Source organism: Streptomyces sp. NPDC002867 (assembly GCF_053591895.1).
This window is the reverse complement of the sequence record NZ_JBSFUR010000047.1, coordinates 1-12966: the sequence shown is the minus strand read 5'-3', so window position 1 is coordinate 12966 and position 12966 is coordinate 1. Positions and strand designations below refer to the sequence as shown.

Below are 12966 nucleotides of genomic sequence, written 5' to 3'. Positions count from 1 at the left end.
GGGAAAGACCCAGAACCGCGGCCGGTCAGTGCGTGAGCAACTCGACGCGGCCAGAGCGATGCCGATCGCCTCTGCACCAACGTCGTTGAGACCTTCGTCGACGACGACCGTTCCGCATCGACGGCACACCATCACGCGGATCTTCCACCCGGCGACGACGGCCCCGCCGTGGATGTCCTGGAAACACGCGGCAGCGTAGTGCTGTCAGCCTCCGTCAAAAGCCCGAAGACCGGTGACTGCTCCACGCAGGCAAAGAAGAAGCACGTGACGGTGAAGCTGGATCGACCCGTGTACGACCGCGTCCTGCTCGACGCGTACACGGGCCGACCAGTGCCATACGGCCATCCGAACGAACTCTCGCCGAGCTGGAGCTGAGCCTGACCTGCACCGACGGAGAGATCACCAGAGACCCGCCGTGATGGCGATTCTTGGATCGGCTCTGCCCGGAGTTCCGGATGCTGCTCGACAGCGGTGATCCGCCTGCACCCGCCCCCGTTGGGAATTCATGGCGAGCCGCGTCTCCAGGGTGGGCAGCTGGGGCAAGTCGGGCGGGGGCGACGGACGCGGCGGGCGAGTCTCTTTGGGGTCAGGCGGCGGTCGTCGCGTCGACCGACGGGACAATCTTAGGCCTGGTGACAGCTTCAGCTCCTGGCGCGCCTTCACGACGTCCTCGCCGGTGAGCGAGGCCCAGTATGTGTGCGCGCCGACGGTCGCGGACAGCGCCACGCACTCGGTGCGCAGCTGGGCGACCGCAGCCCTCTGGTCCTCGGTCCAGCCCGGAGAAGGCTGGCGGCCGCCACCCGCATCGCGGACCTGCCCCGGCTGTACGCGTTCGCCACCGGCCTGGAGAAAGACTGGGACGCCGTCGTCCAGGGTCTGAGCACCCGCTGGAACTCCGGCCCCGTCGAGGGCCGTGTCAATCACATCAAGATGATCAAACGCCAGATGTTCGGACGAGCCAAGCTCCCCCTACTCCGCAAACGTGTCCTCCTCACCGCGGCACAAAGCGGCCACCGTCACCTCCTCTGCCCTTGATAGAACTGCCTCATGAGTTCGAACGAGGACCAGATCGTGCAGGTCGAGCACCACTTCGGAGTCCGGTTTCCTCAGGACTACCGGGACTTCCTGGGTACTACAGGGAGTCTGAGTCAGTTCGTTCCTCCCGCTGACGACTTCCTGGTGATCGACGCGCTGGACGAGCTCATCGGCATCAATGACGCCGGTGAATTCCAGAAACGCTTCCCCGGCGCCGTCGTCATCGGCGGAGACGGAAGCCGCGAGCTGCTTGCCTACGACTTCCGCCAGGACACCCCACCTCTGGTGACACTCGACGTCTCCGCGGAAGACTGGTCATCGGCCATCCACCAGGCAGCGTCCCTCTCCGCTCTGCTGGATCAGTTCCCTCAAACCGGGTGGAAATGGGACGACACCGATCCCACGCCCTCCCGACCGCTGCCCTGACGGAATGTGTGCCAGAACCGAGAAGTAAGAGCACCCCCCGAGCGGCGGGGGCTCGATCGTCCGTGCGGAGTCGGCTCCGTTCGTGGCAGGATGCCGGGCATGTTGCTCAGAAAGGGCGATGCCGCGTAGGCGCCCGAAGGTCGTCCGTGCTGAGCGGTGGCGGCCTCGCAGACACGTTGCAGTTCGGCGGATCCGGGGTTTTTCGCGAGGACTCGTGCAGCTGTCCGCCGCGTCGAGGATGAGCGGATGTGGCCTGGCGCAGTTGCTGACGCGCTCGCCCGTTTCGAGTGGGCGTTCAGGCAACCCGGCCGTTATCTGAACGCATCCCAGGTCTGGCAGCCCGGACTGGAGGTGGAGTATGCCCGAGATGATCTGGGAGAGGTCATGCTTTACCTCCCTCGCGGTGCCCGGCGCGATCTCGGCCGGCTGATTGCTCGCATCGACGATGAGTTCGAGCGTCGCACTCTGCCGAACCCTGGGCCGGTGAACGCCTTCAAGATGGGCGGCTGGTGGTGGTCAAGGATCCGTGAGCGTTGAGGATGCTCACGAAGCCTTGTGCGCCCAGGTCAGCTGGTGGCCAGCTGTTGTTCGGCGCCGGCTCGGGTGGTAGAGAGGCGGTAGGAATCGGTTCCTGTCTCGATGATGTTGCCGCCGAAGGTGAGGCGGTCGACGATCGCCGCGCAAAGCCTGGGGCCGGTGAAGGTCTTGGTCAAGTCGATGTCACTGGCGCGGAGCGCGTCTTGGGTCATCGGACTGATCCAGGGGGCCACGACGACGCGCCGTACTCACCGGGCGCCCCTTCGAGTCGAACGGCGGTCCGCCCCATGCGAGAGGGGGCGGGCCGCCGTTCCGACCCCGGGTCTTGAAGGGCGCCTTCGGCGCGGCCAGGGGTGTCGGGCACTCCACCGTGCGCGCTGCGGGCGCGGTGCCAACGGGCAGGACCCGGACTGTGCGGACTGCCCGGGTGGCGGCGGTGTCGTTCGCCGCGGCGACGATCCGGCGCTGAGGAGCCTCAGCTGGGTGGCGTAGGTGGGCGAGTCCGGGCGAAGGTCCAGCTGCCCGGACTGCGTGTGGAAGGCGACGGATCCGCAGTGGATCACTTCCCGCAGACTCCCCGGTAGCGTCAGGGTATGAGTCATCCGCATCCCGAACTGAAAGCCGCTCCTCCGCTGCCGGCAGGGGGACTGAGGGTCGTCGCGCTGGGCGGCCTGGGCGAGATCGGCCGCAACATGACAGTGTTCGAGCACGCCGGAAAACTGCTGATCGTCGACTGCGGCGTCCTGTTCCCCGAAGAGACACAGCCCGGGGTGGACGTCATCCTTCCCGACTTCACCTCGATCCGGGACCGCCTGGACGACATCGTGGCCGTCGTCCTCACCCATGGGCACGAGGACCACATCGGGGGCGTGCCCTACCTCCTGCGCGAGCGGTCCGACATTCCCGTCGTCGGTTCCAAGCTGACGCTGGCCTTCCTGGAGGCCAAACTGAAGGAACACAACATCAGGCCGCGCACTGTGCGGGTCCGCGAGGGCGACCGGCGGGGATTCGGCCCCTTCGACTGCGAGTTCGTCGCCGTCAACCACTCCATCCCGGACGGGCTCGCGGTCGCGATCCGCACGGATGCCGGCATGGTGCTGCACACCGGTGACTTCAAGATGGACCAGTTCCCCCTGGACGACCGCATCACCGACCTGCGCGCCTTCGCCAGGCTCGGCGAGGAGGGCGTGGACCTATTCCTCACCGACTCCACCAACGCCGAAGTTCCCGGCTTCACCACCTCCGAACGCGAATTGAACCCCGCGATCGAGCACGTCCTGCGCACGGCACCGCGACGGGTCATCGTCTCCAGCTTCGCCAGCCATGTGCACCGCATCCAGCAGGTACTCGACGCCGCGCACCAGCACGGACGGAAGGTCGCCTTCGTGGGCCGGTCGATGGTCCGCAACATGGGCATCGCCCGCGAACTCGGTTACCTGAAGGTGCCCTCCGGTCTCGTGGTCGGCATGAAGGAACTGGAGAAGCTGCCGGACCACCAGATCACCCTGGTCTGCACGGGATCGCAGGGCGAGCCGATGGCCGCACTGTCCCGGATGGCCAACCGCGACCACATGATCCGGATCGGCAAGGGCGACACGGTCCTGCTCGCCAGCTCCCTGATCCCTGGCAACGAGAGCGCCATCTACCGCGTCATCAACGGCCTGACCCGCTGGGGCGCGAACGTCGTCCACAAGGGCAATGCCAAGGTGCATGTCTCCGGGCATGCCAGCGCCGGCGAACTCGTTTACTGCTACAACATCGTCAAGCCCCGCAACGTCATGCCCGTGCACGGGGAATGGAAGCATCTGCGGGCCAACGCCGACCTGGCGATCCGTACCGGCGTCGACCCGGACCGCGTAGTGATCGCCGAGGACGGCGTCGTCGTCGACCTGGTCGACGGGCGCGCCTCGATCACCGGCAAGGTGCCCGCGGGCAACGTCTACGTCGACGGCATGACCGTCGGCGGCGCCACCGAGGCGTCCCTGAAAGACCGTGTCACTCTCGCGGAAGAGGGCGTGGTGACGGTGGTCGCGATCGTGGACGCCGACACAGGAGCGCTCGCGGAGGCGCCCGACTTCCTGGCCCGTGGATTCGTCCACGACGACACCACCTTCGAGCCCGTCATCCCGGTGATCGAGAAAACTCTGGCGAAGGCGGCGGAGGAAGGCGTCGGCGACGCCCACCAGCTCGAACAGCTCATCGCCCGCGCGGTCGCCAACTGGGCCTTCCGCACCTACCGCCGCAAGCCCCTCATCATTCCAGTGATCATCGACGCCTGACCGGCGTCGAACGCGGGTTACGGGCGGCAGCGAATCTCCCGCAACCTGCCGGTCCCTCCTGCTGCAGGCGGCATGAACTGCCCGGCCCGCAGCCGGAAGCGAAGAATTGGACAGGGATGAGCGCGCGTTTCGCCGAGCTCGACTGGAAGCCGACGCCGATGGGCGACGTCTCTCTGCGGCGCCGGCGGGACCCGCGGTCCGGTGAGGCAGGGGTGCAGCACCGCGGTGGCCTCGCGGGCCAATGAACTGCCTCACCAGACCACTGGTACCCAGGTCATGGGAATGAGCGAGCCCGTGGAGGGCAATGAGCGTCGTCTTGCCGGTGGAGTGCGCTGAGCGCCGCGATACGGACGGGCTTCTAGTCACCATAGGGTGGGTTCCGCTTCTGTTTCGGGGCGCCGGGCAGGCAGGGCGGCACGGCCGCAGCGATCAGCTGGTCCCAGGTGTCGTAGTGGTCGGCCATGGCGATGAGGAGCTGTGCCGTGGCGTAGGCGTCGTACGTTGCTCGGTGCCGTCCCACGGCGGGGGCTTCCGAAAGATCGGGCCTCATGTGGCTGATGAGCGCGTCGAGGCCGTAGGAGGGCAGGTTCTTGAAGGTGGCCTTGGCCAGGCGAAGTGTGTCGATGACGCCGGCCGGCTCCCACTTCGGCATGTGCCCTTTCAATGCCCGGTAGTCCACGTGTGCATTGTGGGCGCAGATCCACGCGTCGCCCATGAGGCCGTGGACCTTGTCGGCGATCTCGTCCCATTCGGGGGCGCCGGCCAGGTCTTCGTTGCGCAGGCCGTGCACGCGGGTCGCGAACGGGGTCACCGGCCGGGGCGGGCGGATCAGCCACGCCCCCGCCGTGGTCTTGTCCGCCTGGCCGTCGCGGAGAGGCAGCGCAGCGACCTCGACCAGGTCGGGAGGATTGGTGCCGTTGCCCTCGACATCTACGACAAGGACGTGGGGCCAGGCGGTGAAGTTCATGGCGTGGGTGTTCCGTTCTCCGCCGTCCAGCCAATGGGATCCCGGCCGTGCTGGCGGTAGTGGCGGGGCTTTGATCGGTCGCGGCACTTGTAGCCGCCGTGCTGGAGGTAGTAACGCGGCGGCTCGTCCAGTCCCTCAACGATGATGGCCCGCTCGGCGACCTCTACGGGCCCATCGCGCCGTGGTCCCGGGCGGCTTCGGGCACTTCGGCGAGGTCGGGCTTGACCCACGCCCTCTGGCGCAGGCGAAGCTGCTGCGGGAGCTGATGTTGCACAGCTCCTTGATTCCGTAGTGGCCTCACCGTGGGCGTAGGCGCCGCCGCAGCTCATCTTGCGGAACGTCAGCGCCCCCTGGGCGCCGACGTTTCCAGCTGGTGGGAGTGGTCGAGAATCCGATGCTCGGCCTCTGGCATGATTTTGCGCCGGCCGTGTCGTGGTACTGCATCGGCAGCCGTGCTGCTCGTAGTATGCGGCGAGTGATCGCGAACAGCGCCCGCCTTTGACGTTCGCGCGGGCTTCACCCGAGCCAAGGAGCACGCCGTCCAGGTCCCGGCGGGGGCGTGACGGCACGGGGGCTGGGCCGACCTACGGGCTGGCGCAGGAACTGCGGGTGCAGGTGGATCGGCGCCTGCCCTGCTGACCGCCCCACTCTGGGGGGCGGGGCCTCAGGTGGCGGTGGGCCACGTGCGGAGGAGTGCGGCGATCTTGGCGGCGGTGCAGCCGGAATCGAGGAGGAGGTCGCGTAGGGCCATGGCGTCGTTGCGGGTGGGTTTGACCGCGATGCCTGCGGCTTCTAGGTACATGACCCCGCTAGCGGCGGCGACGGCCATGTTGGAGCGCTCGAGCCAGCGGCAGCGGCCCAGGGTGTGTACGAGGGCGGCGGCCTTGGTGTAGGGGCTGCCGTAGACGGGCTGCTCGAAGAACTCGGCGTGGTGGCGCGCTACCGCAGCGAGAGGTACGCCGTAGTCGTCTGAGGCCGGATCGCCCGCTCCTGCGATCTCGGCGACCTGCACGATCCAGGGGACGTCAATGTGGAGTTCCATCACGCGGCGTGCGCTGCCGGAGTCTGCTGGGCGTCCTCGGCATCGTCGAAGATGTCCTGGTGCTCGGCGAGGAAGCGGGCTGCCGCGTCCACAGCCCGGGCGCGCAGGCCACTGCTGTCCTCCTGCACGAGGCGGGTCAGGTAATCCCCCAGACTCAGACCGAGGTCAGCGGCGCGCTGCCTCGCGAGTTCCGCTACGTCCTCGTCCACTCGGGCGCCAATCTGTGTTTTCGCCATACCCGGCATGGTAACAGGTGTTACCAATCTTAGGCAGGTGGTGGCCCTGCAGACCAGCCCTCCGGCCCTGAGATGGCGCAGCAGGGGCTTCTTCGTCGGTGCATGTGAAGAACCGGGCGCATCGTTCGGTGACTGCGGTGGTGGTGCCTTCCTGGTCAACAAAAGGCTGTCCCGTAAGTGATGGTGTCCCATCTCAGTGGGGGTCAGTCGATGCCATTGAGAGCGAGCGAGTGTTGAGCGACAAACCAGGTCGACGTGGATCAGTGCGGTACCCGATCATGTGTTCATGCCCCTGAGAGAGACCCTTGCCCGAGTCGATGCAGACCTGGCCGCCGGCCGGGTTCCCGTCGCGCGCCAGCGTTTGCGCGGTCTCGTCTCGTCCTTCCCGTACGACCTGACGCTCCGCCGGCGTCTGGCCGAGGTGTACCGGCTCTACGGCGATGCCGCCGAGGCCGGACGCTGGATGTACCTCGAAGAGGATCGCCACGCCGACGAGACCGTCGCTTTCGAGGCGCGGTACGGGTCTCCCGGGTGGCGGATGAAGGCCCTCGCCTGGCGCGGCCCCGAGGCGATGGCTGCCACCTCCTTCGCGGAGGGGCAGCTGGTCGCAGTGCGGACCGCCTACGCGGAGGAGCTGGGGCACCCCGTCGACTGGGACGACCCCGCCTCCTACCGGGACGGCCTGGAGGAGAAGTACGAGGAGGCGCCCTCCGAGCCTTGGACGGTCAGCGGCGTGCTGGCGGGCGTCGGCTGCCTGGTGGGGGCCCTTGCGTTCCTCGCGATCTGGGTGAATGGAGTCGTTGCCCTCTTCGACTGACCCAGGTCACCAGCGGGGCCGGTGAGGAGCGCCGCTCAAGCTCCGTACGTTCGGGAAGCTGTCCGGGAGGTCGAGCAGATGATGCAGGTCCGATGCCCTCATAGGCGCCGCAGCGGCAACCCGCAGAAGCTGTGCCAGCGCTGCTACACGAAGTGCCTTCGGCGGTATGCAGTCACCATGGTTGTCGGCTACGCCCGTACGGTTCAGAGCAGGATCTGACATGGCAGCCCAACCCTTCAAAGGCCCGCACGAGTGTTGGTGTGGGTACGTCGGCGCGGGAGTTCTCGTCAAGCATGCGGGCCACAGGTGCGCGGTATGCAATCACCTGCCCCGCAAGCATCAAGGGGCAATCGGCAGGTGCGAGTGTGGGTGCCAGAAGTTCGTGAAGCAAGACCGAGGGCGGTCGCTCTCTGCCATACCCACGTCAACGGAGTCGAAAAGGCGCAGACACTGACGACCAGGCGATCGGTTGCTTGGGAGGCGGGCTGGGTGCGCACCCGTCTGTCAGCGGTCGCGCTGCGCGGCGGCGCCGGGCCGGTCGGGGAAGTCGACGTCCGCCTCGGCTGGCGGTAGCGGACGGTGCCCTTCGGACCAGTGGTTCACCCAGCCGCACACCCCGCATGCATACCGGCCGTCGATCCCTGCCACCCGGGTCCCGCACCGGTCGCAATCCGTCCGCGTGATCTTCGGCCCCTCGTCCACCGGCGGTTCAGGGGCGACGGTCGGCGGCGGGGTGTCTCGTCGCGCGCTCATGCCGAGGACGATAGTGCGGCCGCGGCCGACGCGGGGGTGCTGCCGCTGATTGGCCCGCAGTTCGCGCAGGACCACGACCCGTTCGGACCCTGCTGGGCTGCTGCTCCGCACCGTGGACAGTTCACCGTGTCCCCCTCTGCTGGCCGTACGGTCACGGCCAGCATCCCGCGGCGGGCCAGGACGTCAAGGCCGCACGGTCGAGTTCAGGCCCTCCGTCGCCACCAACGGCGGCCAGGACGAGGCGCGGTCCGCATCACAGCACGTGAGGCATCCAGGAACCCTGCCCGAGCCTCATCGGCAACCTTCCGCGCACCGCGGTACAGCGGAAAGTTGGGCCACTCCTCTTCCCCCGGCCCACGAGTACAGCGAGGCCTGCAGGTTGTTCAGCGACTCCTGCATCTGAAGGCACGCCGCGTCGGCTCCTGGAGGGCCAAGGAGTAGTACCCGCTCCAAAGGGCGCCGAACCGGGTCGACTGCCTCGTCCACAGCGTCCACGATCGAGGCGAAGGCCCTGTCCCATTCGCACGCCGCCCGGGCGGACCGCTCCTCCATAGTTCTCAGAGAGTGCGCAGGACGGCGACCACCTTTGCTGAGGATGCCCGCCTCGTCGCAGGCGATCGGCGCGTACGCCACTTTGTGGGGCATCAGCCACACCCTGCGTTCTCACAGCGCAGACTCGTCACTGTGGCTTCACCCGCCCAGAAGGGCGGCGGGGACTCGTGCACGAATGCCGGCCACCGGCAAGACCTGCTGCCGGGCCGAGGCAACAGTGCGGGCGATGCTGCCAGCACGCAGGCTTGGAGCGACTGAAGCGACTGTCCTTCGGACATGGCTTCCGCCTGGACTACAGCGGGAGCGTTATTCCGAGCTCCTGCATGGCAGTCGATGGGGGGCCGCCCTCGGAGCGCTCGGTCTTGCGACATTTGACGCCGGGAGTGAGGGTACGTGGGTCGACGGCTTCTGCGGGAGCGCCCATGGCATACAGGCCCTCCGGAGCTGTGTCGCGATCGTGTGGCAGGAGCCAGAAGACGCGGCGGCGGAAGGTACCGGAGGCGCGGGATGCTTTGGCTTTGGGGTCGAGAATGGCGTAGCCGACCATGCGGCCGTCGCGGAAGTAGGCCGGCTTGCCGCCTCGGGTTGGGAGGCGGTCGAGGCTCTGGCGGACGTAGTCGAGCTGTTCGATGTCTTCGAGCCAAACCAGTTCGGTCTCGTGCTTGATCTCGTCGTCGCTGATCAGGGCACTCATGCCTTCTCCTCGTCGGCGAGCAGTCCGATGCCAGGGTAATACTTCCGCGAATTCGACAAGATCATCTCTTTTGGGGAGGACAGGCCGACGAGCTCCCGGGCGCGGGCGGCGAAAGCGCGGCTTGAGGCCGGCGGTGCGCCTTCGCTCTGGCACCAGGCCTTGTACACGGTGTAGAGACGGGATTGCTCGGCTCGGTAGTCGGGGTGCAGCACGCAGGTCTCGTCGAAGAAGCGGCCGGTGTGGTCCTCGGTTTCGGCGTAGGCGGTGGTGGCGATGGTAGCGGCGTGCGCCTTCGATCAGCCAGTTCAGGATGCCGGGGCCTTCCTCGGCGGCGACAAGGCCAGGGGTCCGGCCGGCCCCCGGCCGGCCGCCGAGACGGGGCCCGGCGGCCGACGGGAAACGACGGTGCGGTTCGCCGGCGGCACCGACGCGCAGCCGCTGATCGAGGCGCTGGAGATTCTGCGGGAGCTGAACGCCACCGGCGCCCGCTCCCCCATGGTGCCCCGACGCTGTTCGTGCCGGCCCGCTGGCAGGGCTACCTGGACGAGGCCGCGGCCAAGGGGGAGGCGACCGCCTACCGGCACTGCTGGGAGCTGTGCACGCTCCTCGCGCTGCGCGACGGCCTGCGCTCGGGGGACGTGTTCGTGCCGGGCTCACGCCGCTACGACAACCCGGCCGCTTACCTGTCCCCCCGCCCAGTGGGGCGAACACCGCATCGAGTTCTGCCGCCTAGTCGGCAAGAACCCCGACTTCTCCGAGGCCTTGCCGCTGGTGATGGACGAACTCGACGAGGCCCTGGGCGACCTGGAGGACACGCTCAAGCGCGGCGACGGGCCGGTCCGGCTCAACGACGACGGCGAGCTGGTCATCTCCCCGCTCACGGCGGAGGACATCCCCACCGAGGCCGAAGACCTGCACACGGAGCTGGAGCGGATGCTGCCGAACGTGCCGATCGCCTCGCTGCTCGTGGAGATGGACCGGCACATCGGGTTCCTGGACTGCTTCACCCACGCCGGCGGCAAGCAGGCCCGCTCCCCGCAGCTGAAGCGGAACCTGATCGCCTGCCTGATCGGGCTGTCCACGAACCTCGGGCTGCACGGGATGGCCTCCTCCTGCGACATCCCGTACGACGTGCTGGCGTGGACGGCGGAGTGGTACATCCGCGAGGAGACGCTGCGCGAGGCGAACATCTACCTGGTCAACTACCACCACCAGCTGCCGATGACCGCGATGTTCGGCTCCGGCACCCTGTCGTCCTCGGACGGACAGCGGTCCCCCACCCGGGGCAAGTCGATAACCGCCCGGCACCTGAACAAGTACTTCGTCTCCGAGGGCATCTCCACTTACACCCACGTGAGCGACCAGCACTCGACGTTCGGCACGAAGGTCATCGTGGCCACGCACCGCGAGGCTCACTACGTGCTGGACGAGACCCTGGGCAACGCCACCGACCTGCCGATCACCGAGCACGCCACGGACACGCACGGCGTGACCCTGGTCAACTTCGGCCTGTTCGACCTGGTCGGCAAGCAGCTCTCGCCCCGCATCCGCGACCTGGGAAAGATCACCCTGTACCGGATGGGCGCCAAGGCCGACTACGAGGAGCGGTTCCCGAGGGCGGGGCCGCTGCTGACGAAGAAGGCCAACCTCGACCTCGTGTCCGCCCACTGGGACGACCTGCTGCGCCTTGCGGGGTCGCTGAAGTACCGGCACGCCGCCGCCTCGCTGATCGTCGGCAAGCTCTCCGCGTCCTCCCGGCAGAACGCGCTGGCCGCCGCGCTCAAGGAGTACGGGGCGATCCGGCGCACGATCTGCGCGGCGAAGTATCTGTCGGACGAGGGATACCGGCGCAAGATCGCCCGGCAGCTGAACAAGGGCGAGTCCATCCACTCCCTGCGGCGTCAGCTCCACTACGCCCGCGAGGGCAAGATCACCCGGCGTCAGCCCGAGCAGCAGAACGAGCAGGCGTGGTGCCTGACCGTCGTCACGAACGCGGTCATCTGCTGGCACACGGAGTACATGGGCCTGGCCGTCGACCAGCTGCGCGAGGCCGGCCGGGAGGTGGACGCCGAGGTCTTGGCGCACATCTCCCCGGCCCGCAGCTCGGTCGTCAACTACTACGGCTCCATCACCGTCGACTACGAGCGCGAACTCGCCCAGCTCGACGACAAGGGCCACCGCCCGCTGCGGACCGCGGCCAGCGACGATCCGGCCGCCGGACTGTAGGACGGATCGGCCCGGGTGCTGCCCCACGGGGGAAAGGAGGCACCCGGGCTGGGGCCTAGAAATCCGGCGCCGGACGGTACGGGTGGAGCAGCATCCCGAACGTGCCAGGAGCCCGGGCGGAGGCTGTCACTCTCCCCGCCTGGGTCCTGGCACGTTCGGGGCCTGAAAGGCGAACAGCGGATCAGTCCTGGCGGGCGTGGCGGATCGAAGTCACTAGTCCGCCCACGAGACGGGCCCGATCGGCCATCGCGTCGACCAGCAGGTATTCATGGTCGGCGTGCGCGCCGCCGCCAACGGCGCCCAGCCCGTCGAGGGTCGGCACGCCCAGTGCGGCGGTGAAGTTGCCGTCGCTGCCGCCGCCAACCGCCTTGCCCTCGATGCCCGGCTGCAGCTGCTGCGCCATGGCGAACAGCTCCGCGGCCGCGGACTCGGGCATCGGGGGGCGGCCTACCGTGCCCTGCACCTTGAGCTGGGCCCCGGGAAGGTGCGGGGTCAACGCGGTGAACGCCGCCTCGACCCGGTCCTTCTCCGCGGCCGACTCGACGCGCACGTCGACCAGCACTGTTGCCTCAGCTGGCACCACGTTGTCCGAGGTCCCCGCGGTGGCCACCGTCGGAGTCACCGTCGTGCCCACCTCCGGTCGGCTGAGCGCCGCGATGGCCAGCACCTGGTGGGCCGCTTCGACCAAGGCGTTCACGCCGGCGGCAGGCTCAAGACCGGCGTGGGCCGCGCGACCCTCGATGTCCACCCGGAAGGTGCCGCAGCCCTTGCGGGCGGTCTTCAACCCTCCGCCTTCCGCGGAGCCTTCAAACACCAGCACAGCGCCGCACTCCTGCGCCAACTCCTCGATGAGTGCCCGCGAGGTTCCCGAGCCCACTTCCTCGTCAGCCGTCACGAGGATCTCCACGCCCGACAGATCGTCCAGTGCTGCCAGCCCGTGCACGGCCTGCACCAGTCCGCCCAGCATGTCGAAGACGCCAGGCCCCGTCGCGCGCCCGTCGGCCACCCGGAACGGGCGCATGGCAAGGGTGCCTCTGGGGAACACCGTGTCGTGGTGCCCGAGGACGAGGACATACGGAGTTCCGCCGCCGGACCAACGGACGTGGGTTCCGGCCTCCCCTGGCAGCAGGACCGCCTTACCGCCCAACCGCTTCTCCAGGATCTCGGCGACTGCCTCGGCCGACTCTTCGAGGGCAGCCAGGTCGCGGGAGGGCGACTCAACCTCGACGAGTCGCCGGAGGTCGGCGAGCATCGCCTCGGTGCTGACCTCAGTGCTCTGGTGCATGTCCGACCTTCAGGCTCGGTAACTTAGAGGTCATCTCATTTGGTGAGTCTGCGGTAGCAGATGAGGCTGCAGGCGATGCTGGCGAAGGCGAGGAAGTGGTCGGCATTGCGCTCATAG

At 68.1% G+C, this 12966-nt stretch carries 13 protein-coding genes and 2 pseudogenes; 7 read left to right on the top strand and 8 right to left on the bottom strand.

The genetic code is table 11. From position 1 onward, the window contains the following. Positions 1 to 168 precede the first annotated feature (168 nt). The 4 genes from ACWD0A_RS29185 (at position 169) to ACWD0A_RS29170 (ending at position 1998) form a co-directional block, all read left to right on the top strand. Entirely contained in the window at positions 169 to 375 is a 207-nt protein-coding gene (locus tag ACWD0A_RS29185; protein WP_451302879.1) for a hypothetical protein, read from the top strand. Positions 376 to 696: 321 nt separating this feature from the next. Beyond that, positions 697 to 1035 carry a hypothetical protein gene (locus ACWD0A_RS29180; protein ID WP_451302877.1) on the top strand — a complete coding sequence of 113 codons (339 nt, stop codon included), beginning with the start codon at positions 697 to 699 and terminating at the stop codon, positions 1033 to 1035. 12 nt (positions 1036 to 1047) lie between these two features. Continuing rightward, on the top strand, positions 1048 to 1461 hold the full coding sequence (locus ACWD0A_RS29175; protein ID WP_451302875.1) for an SMI1/KNR4 family protein: 414 nt from the start codon (positions 1048 to 1050) through the stop codon (positions 1459 to 1461). 246 nt (positions 1462 to 1707) lie between these two features. Then, a complete protein-coding gene (locus ACWD0A_RS29170) occupies positions 1708 to 1998 on the top strand; it encodes a hypothetical protein (RefSeq protein WP_451302873.1) in 291 nt (96 codons plus the stop codon). A gap of 29 nt (positions 1999 to 2027) precedes the next feature. Here the strand turns inward: ACWD0A_RS29170 and ACWD0A_RS29165 are convergent. Beyond that, positions 2028 to 2171 (bottom strand): annotated as a pseudogene (locus ACWD0A_RS29165) (IS21-like element helper ATPase IstB); the annotation flags it as partial. Positions 2172 to 2591: 420 nt separating this feature from the next. Between ACWD0A_RS29165 and ACWD0A_RS29160 the strand changes: the two are divergent. Next, complete coding sequence (locus ACWD0A_RS29160) at positions 2592 to 4277, top strand: ribonuclease J (RefSeq protein ID WP_451302871.1); 1686 nt, start codon at positions 2592 to 2594, stop codon at positions 4275 to 4277. 358 nt (positions 4278 to 4635) lie between these two features. On the opposite strand, the gene ACWD0A_RS29155 is transcribed toward ACWD0A_RS29160, so the two are convergent. From ACWD0A_RS29155 to ACWD0A_RS29145, 3 genes are all read right to left on the bottom strand, one after another. Beyond that, a complete protein-coding gene (locus tag ACWD0A_RS29155) occupies positions 4636 to 5244 on the bottom strand; it encodes a 3'-5' exonuclease (protein WP_451302869.1) in 609 nt (202 codons plus the stop codon). 664 nt (positions 5245 to 5908) lie between these two features. Beyond that, positions 5909 to 6286, bottom strand: coding sequence for a fic family toxin-antitoxin system, toxin component (locus ACWD0A_RS29150; RefSeq protein WP_451302867.1), 378 nt, complete (start codon positions 6284 to 6286; stop codon positions 5909 to 5911). Beyond that, complete coding sequence (locus ACWD0A_RS29145; RefSeq protein ID WP_451302865.1) at positions 6286 to 6522, bottom strand: hypothetical protein; 237 nt, start codon at positions 6520 to 6522, stop codon at positions 6286 to 6288. Before ACWD0A_RS29145 ends, ACWD0A_RS29150 begins: the two co-directional genes overlap by 1 nt. Before the next feature lie 286 nt (positions 6523 to 6808). Between ACWD0A_RS29145 and ACWD0A_RS29140 the strand changes: the two genes are divergently transcribed. Beyond that, positions 6809 to 7339 carry a DUF6584 family protein gene (locus tag ACWD0A_RS29140; RefSeq protein WP_451302863.1) on the top strand — a complete coding sequence of 177 codons (531 nt, stop codon included), beginning with the start codon at positions 6809 to 6811 and terminating at the stop codon, positions 7337 to 7339. Positions 7340 to 7843: 504 nt separating this feature from the next. Here the strand turns inward: ACWD0A_RS29140 and ACWD0A_RS29135 are convergent. The 3 genes and pseudogenes from ACWD0A_RS29135 to ACWD0A_RS29125 all read right to left on the bottom strand — a co-directional run. Further along, entirely contained in the window at positions 7844 to 8092 is a 249-nt protein-coding gene (locus ACWD0A_RS29135) for a hypothetical protein (RefSeq protein WP_451302861.1), read from the bottom strand. A gap of 844 nt (positions 8093 to 8936) precedes the next feature. After that, positions 8937 to 9338, bottom strand: coding sequence for a DUF6009 family protein (locus ACWD0A_RS29130; RefSeq protein WP_451302859.1), 402 nt, complete (start codon positions 9336 to 9338; stop codon positions 8937 to 8939). Next, positions 9335 to 9677: pseudogene (locus ACWD0A_RS29125) on the bottom strand (primase-like DNA-binding domain-containing protein); the annotation flags it as partial. The gene ACWD0A_RS29130 and the pseudogene ACWD0A_RS29125, both read right to left, overlap by 4 nt. A gap of 435 nt (positions 9678 to 10112) precedes the next feature. Between ACWD0A_RS29125 and ACWD0A_RS29120 the strand changes: the two are divergent. Further along, the gene (locus tag ACWD0A_RS29120) at positions 10113 to 11564 is read left to right on the top strand and encodes a transposase (protein ID WP_451302857.1); all 1452 of its coding nucleotides are present in this window, start codon (positions 10113 to 10115) and stop codon (positions 11562 to 11564) included. A gap of 181 nt (positions 11565 to 11745) precedes the next feature. On the opposite strand, the gene ACWD0A_RS29115 is transcribed toward ACWD0A_RS29120, so the two are convergent. Next, a complete protein-coding gene (locus tag ACWD0A_RS29115; RefSeq protein WP_451302855.1) occupies positions 11746 to 12849 on the bottom strand; it encodes a M20 family metallopeptidase in 1104 nt (367 codons plus the stop codon). Positions 12850 to 12966: the final 117 nt, after the last annotated feature.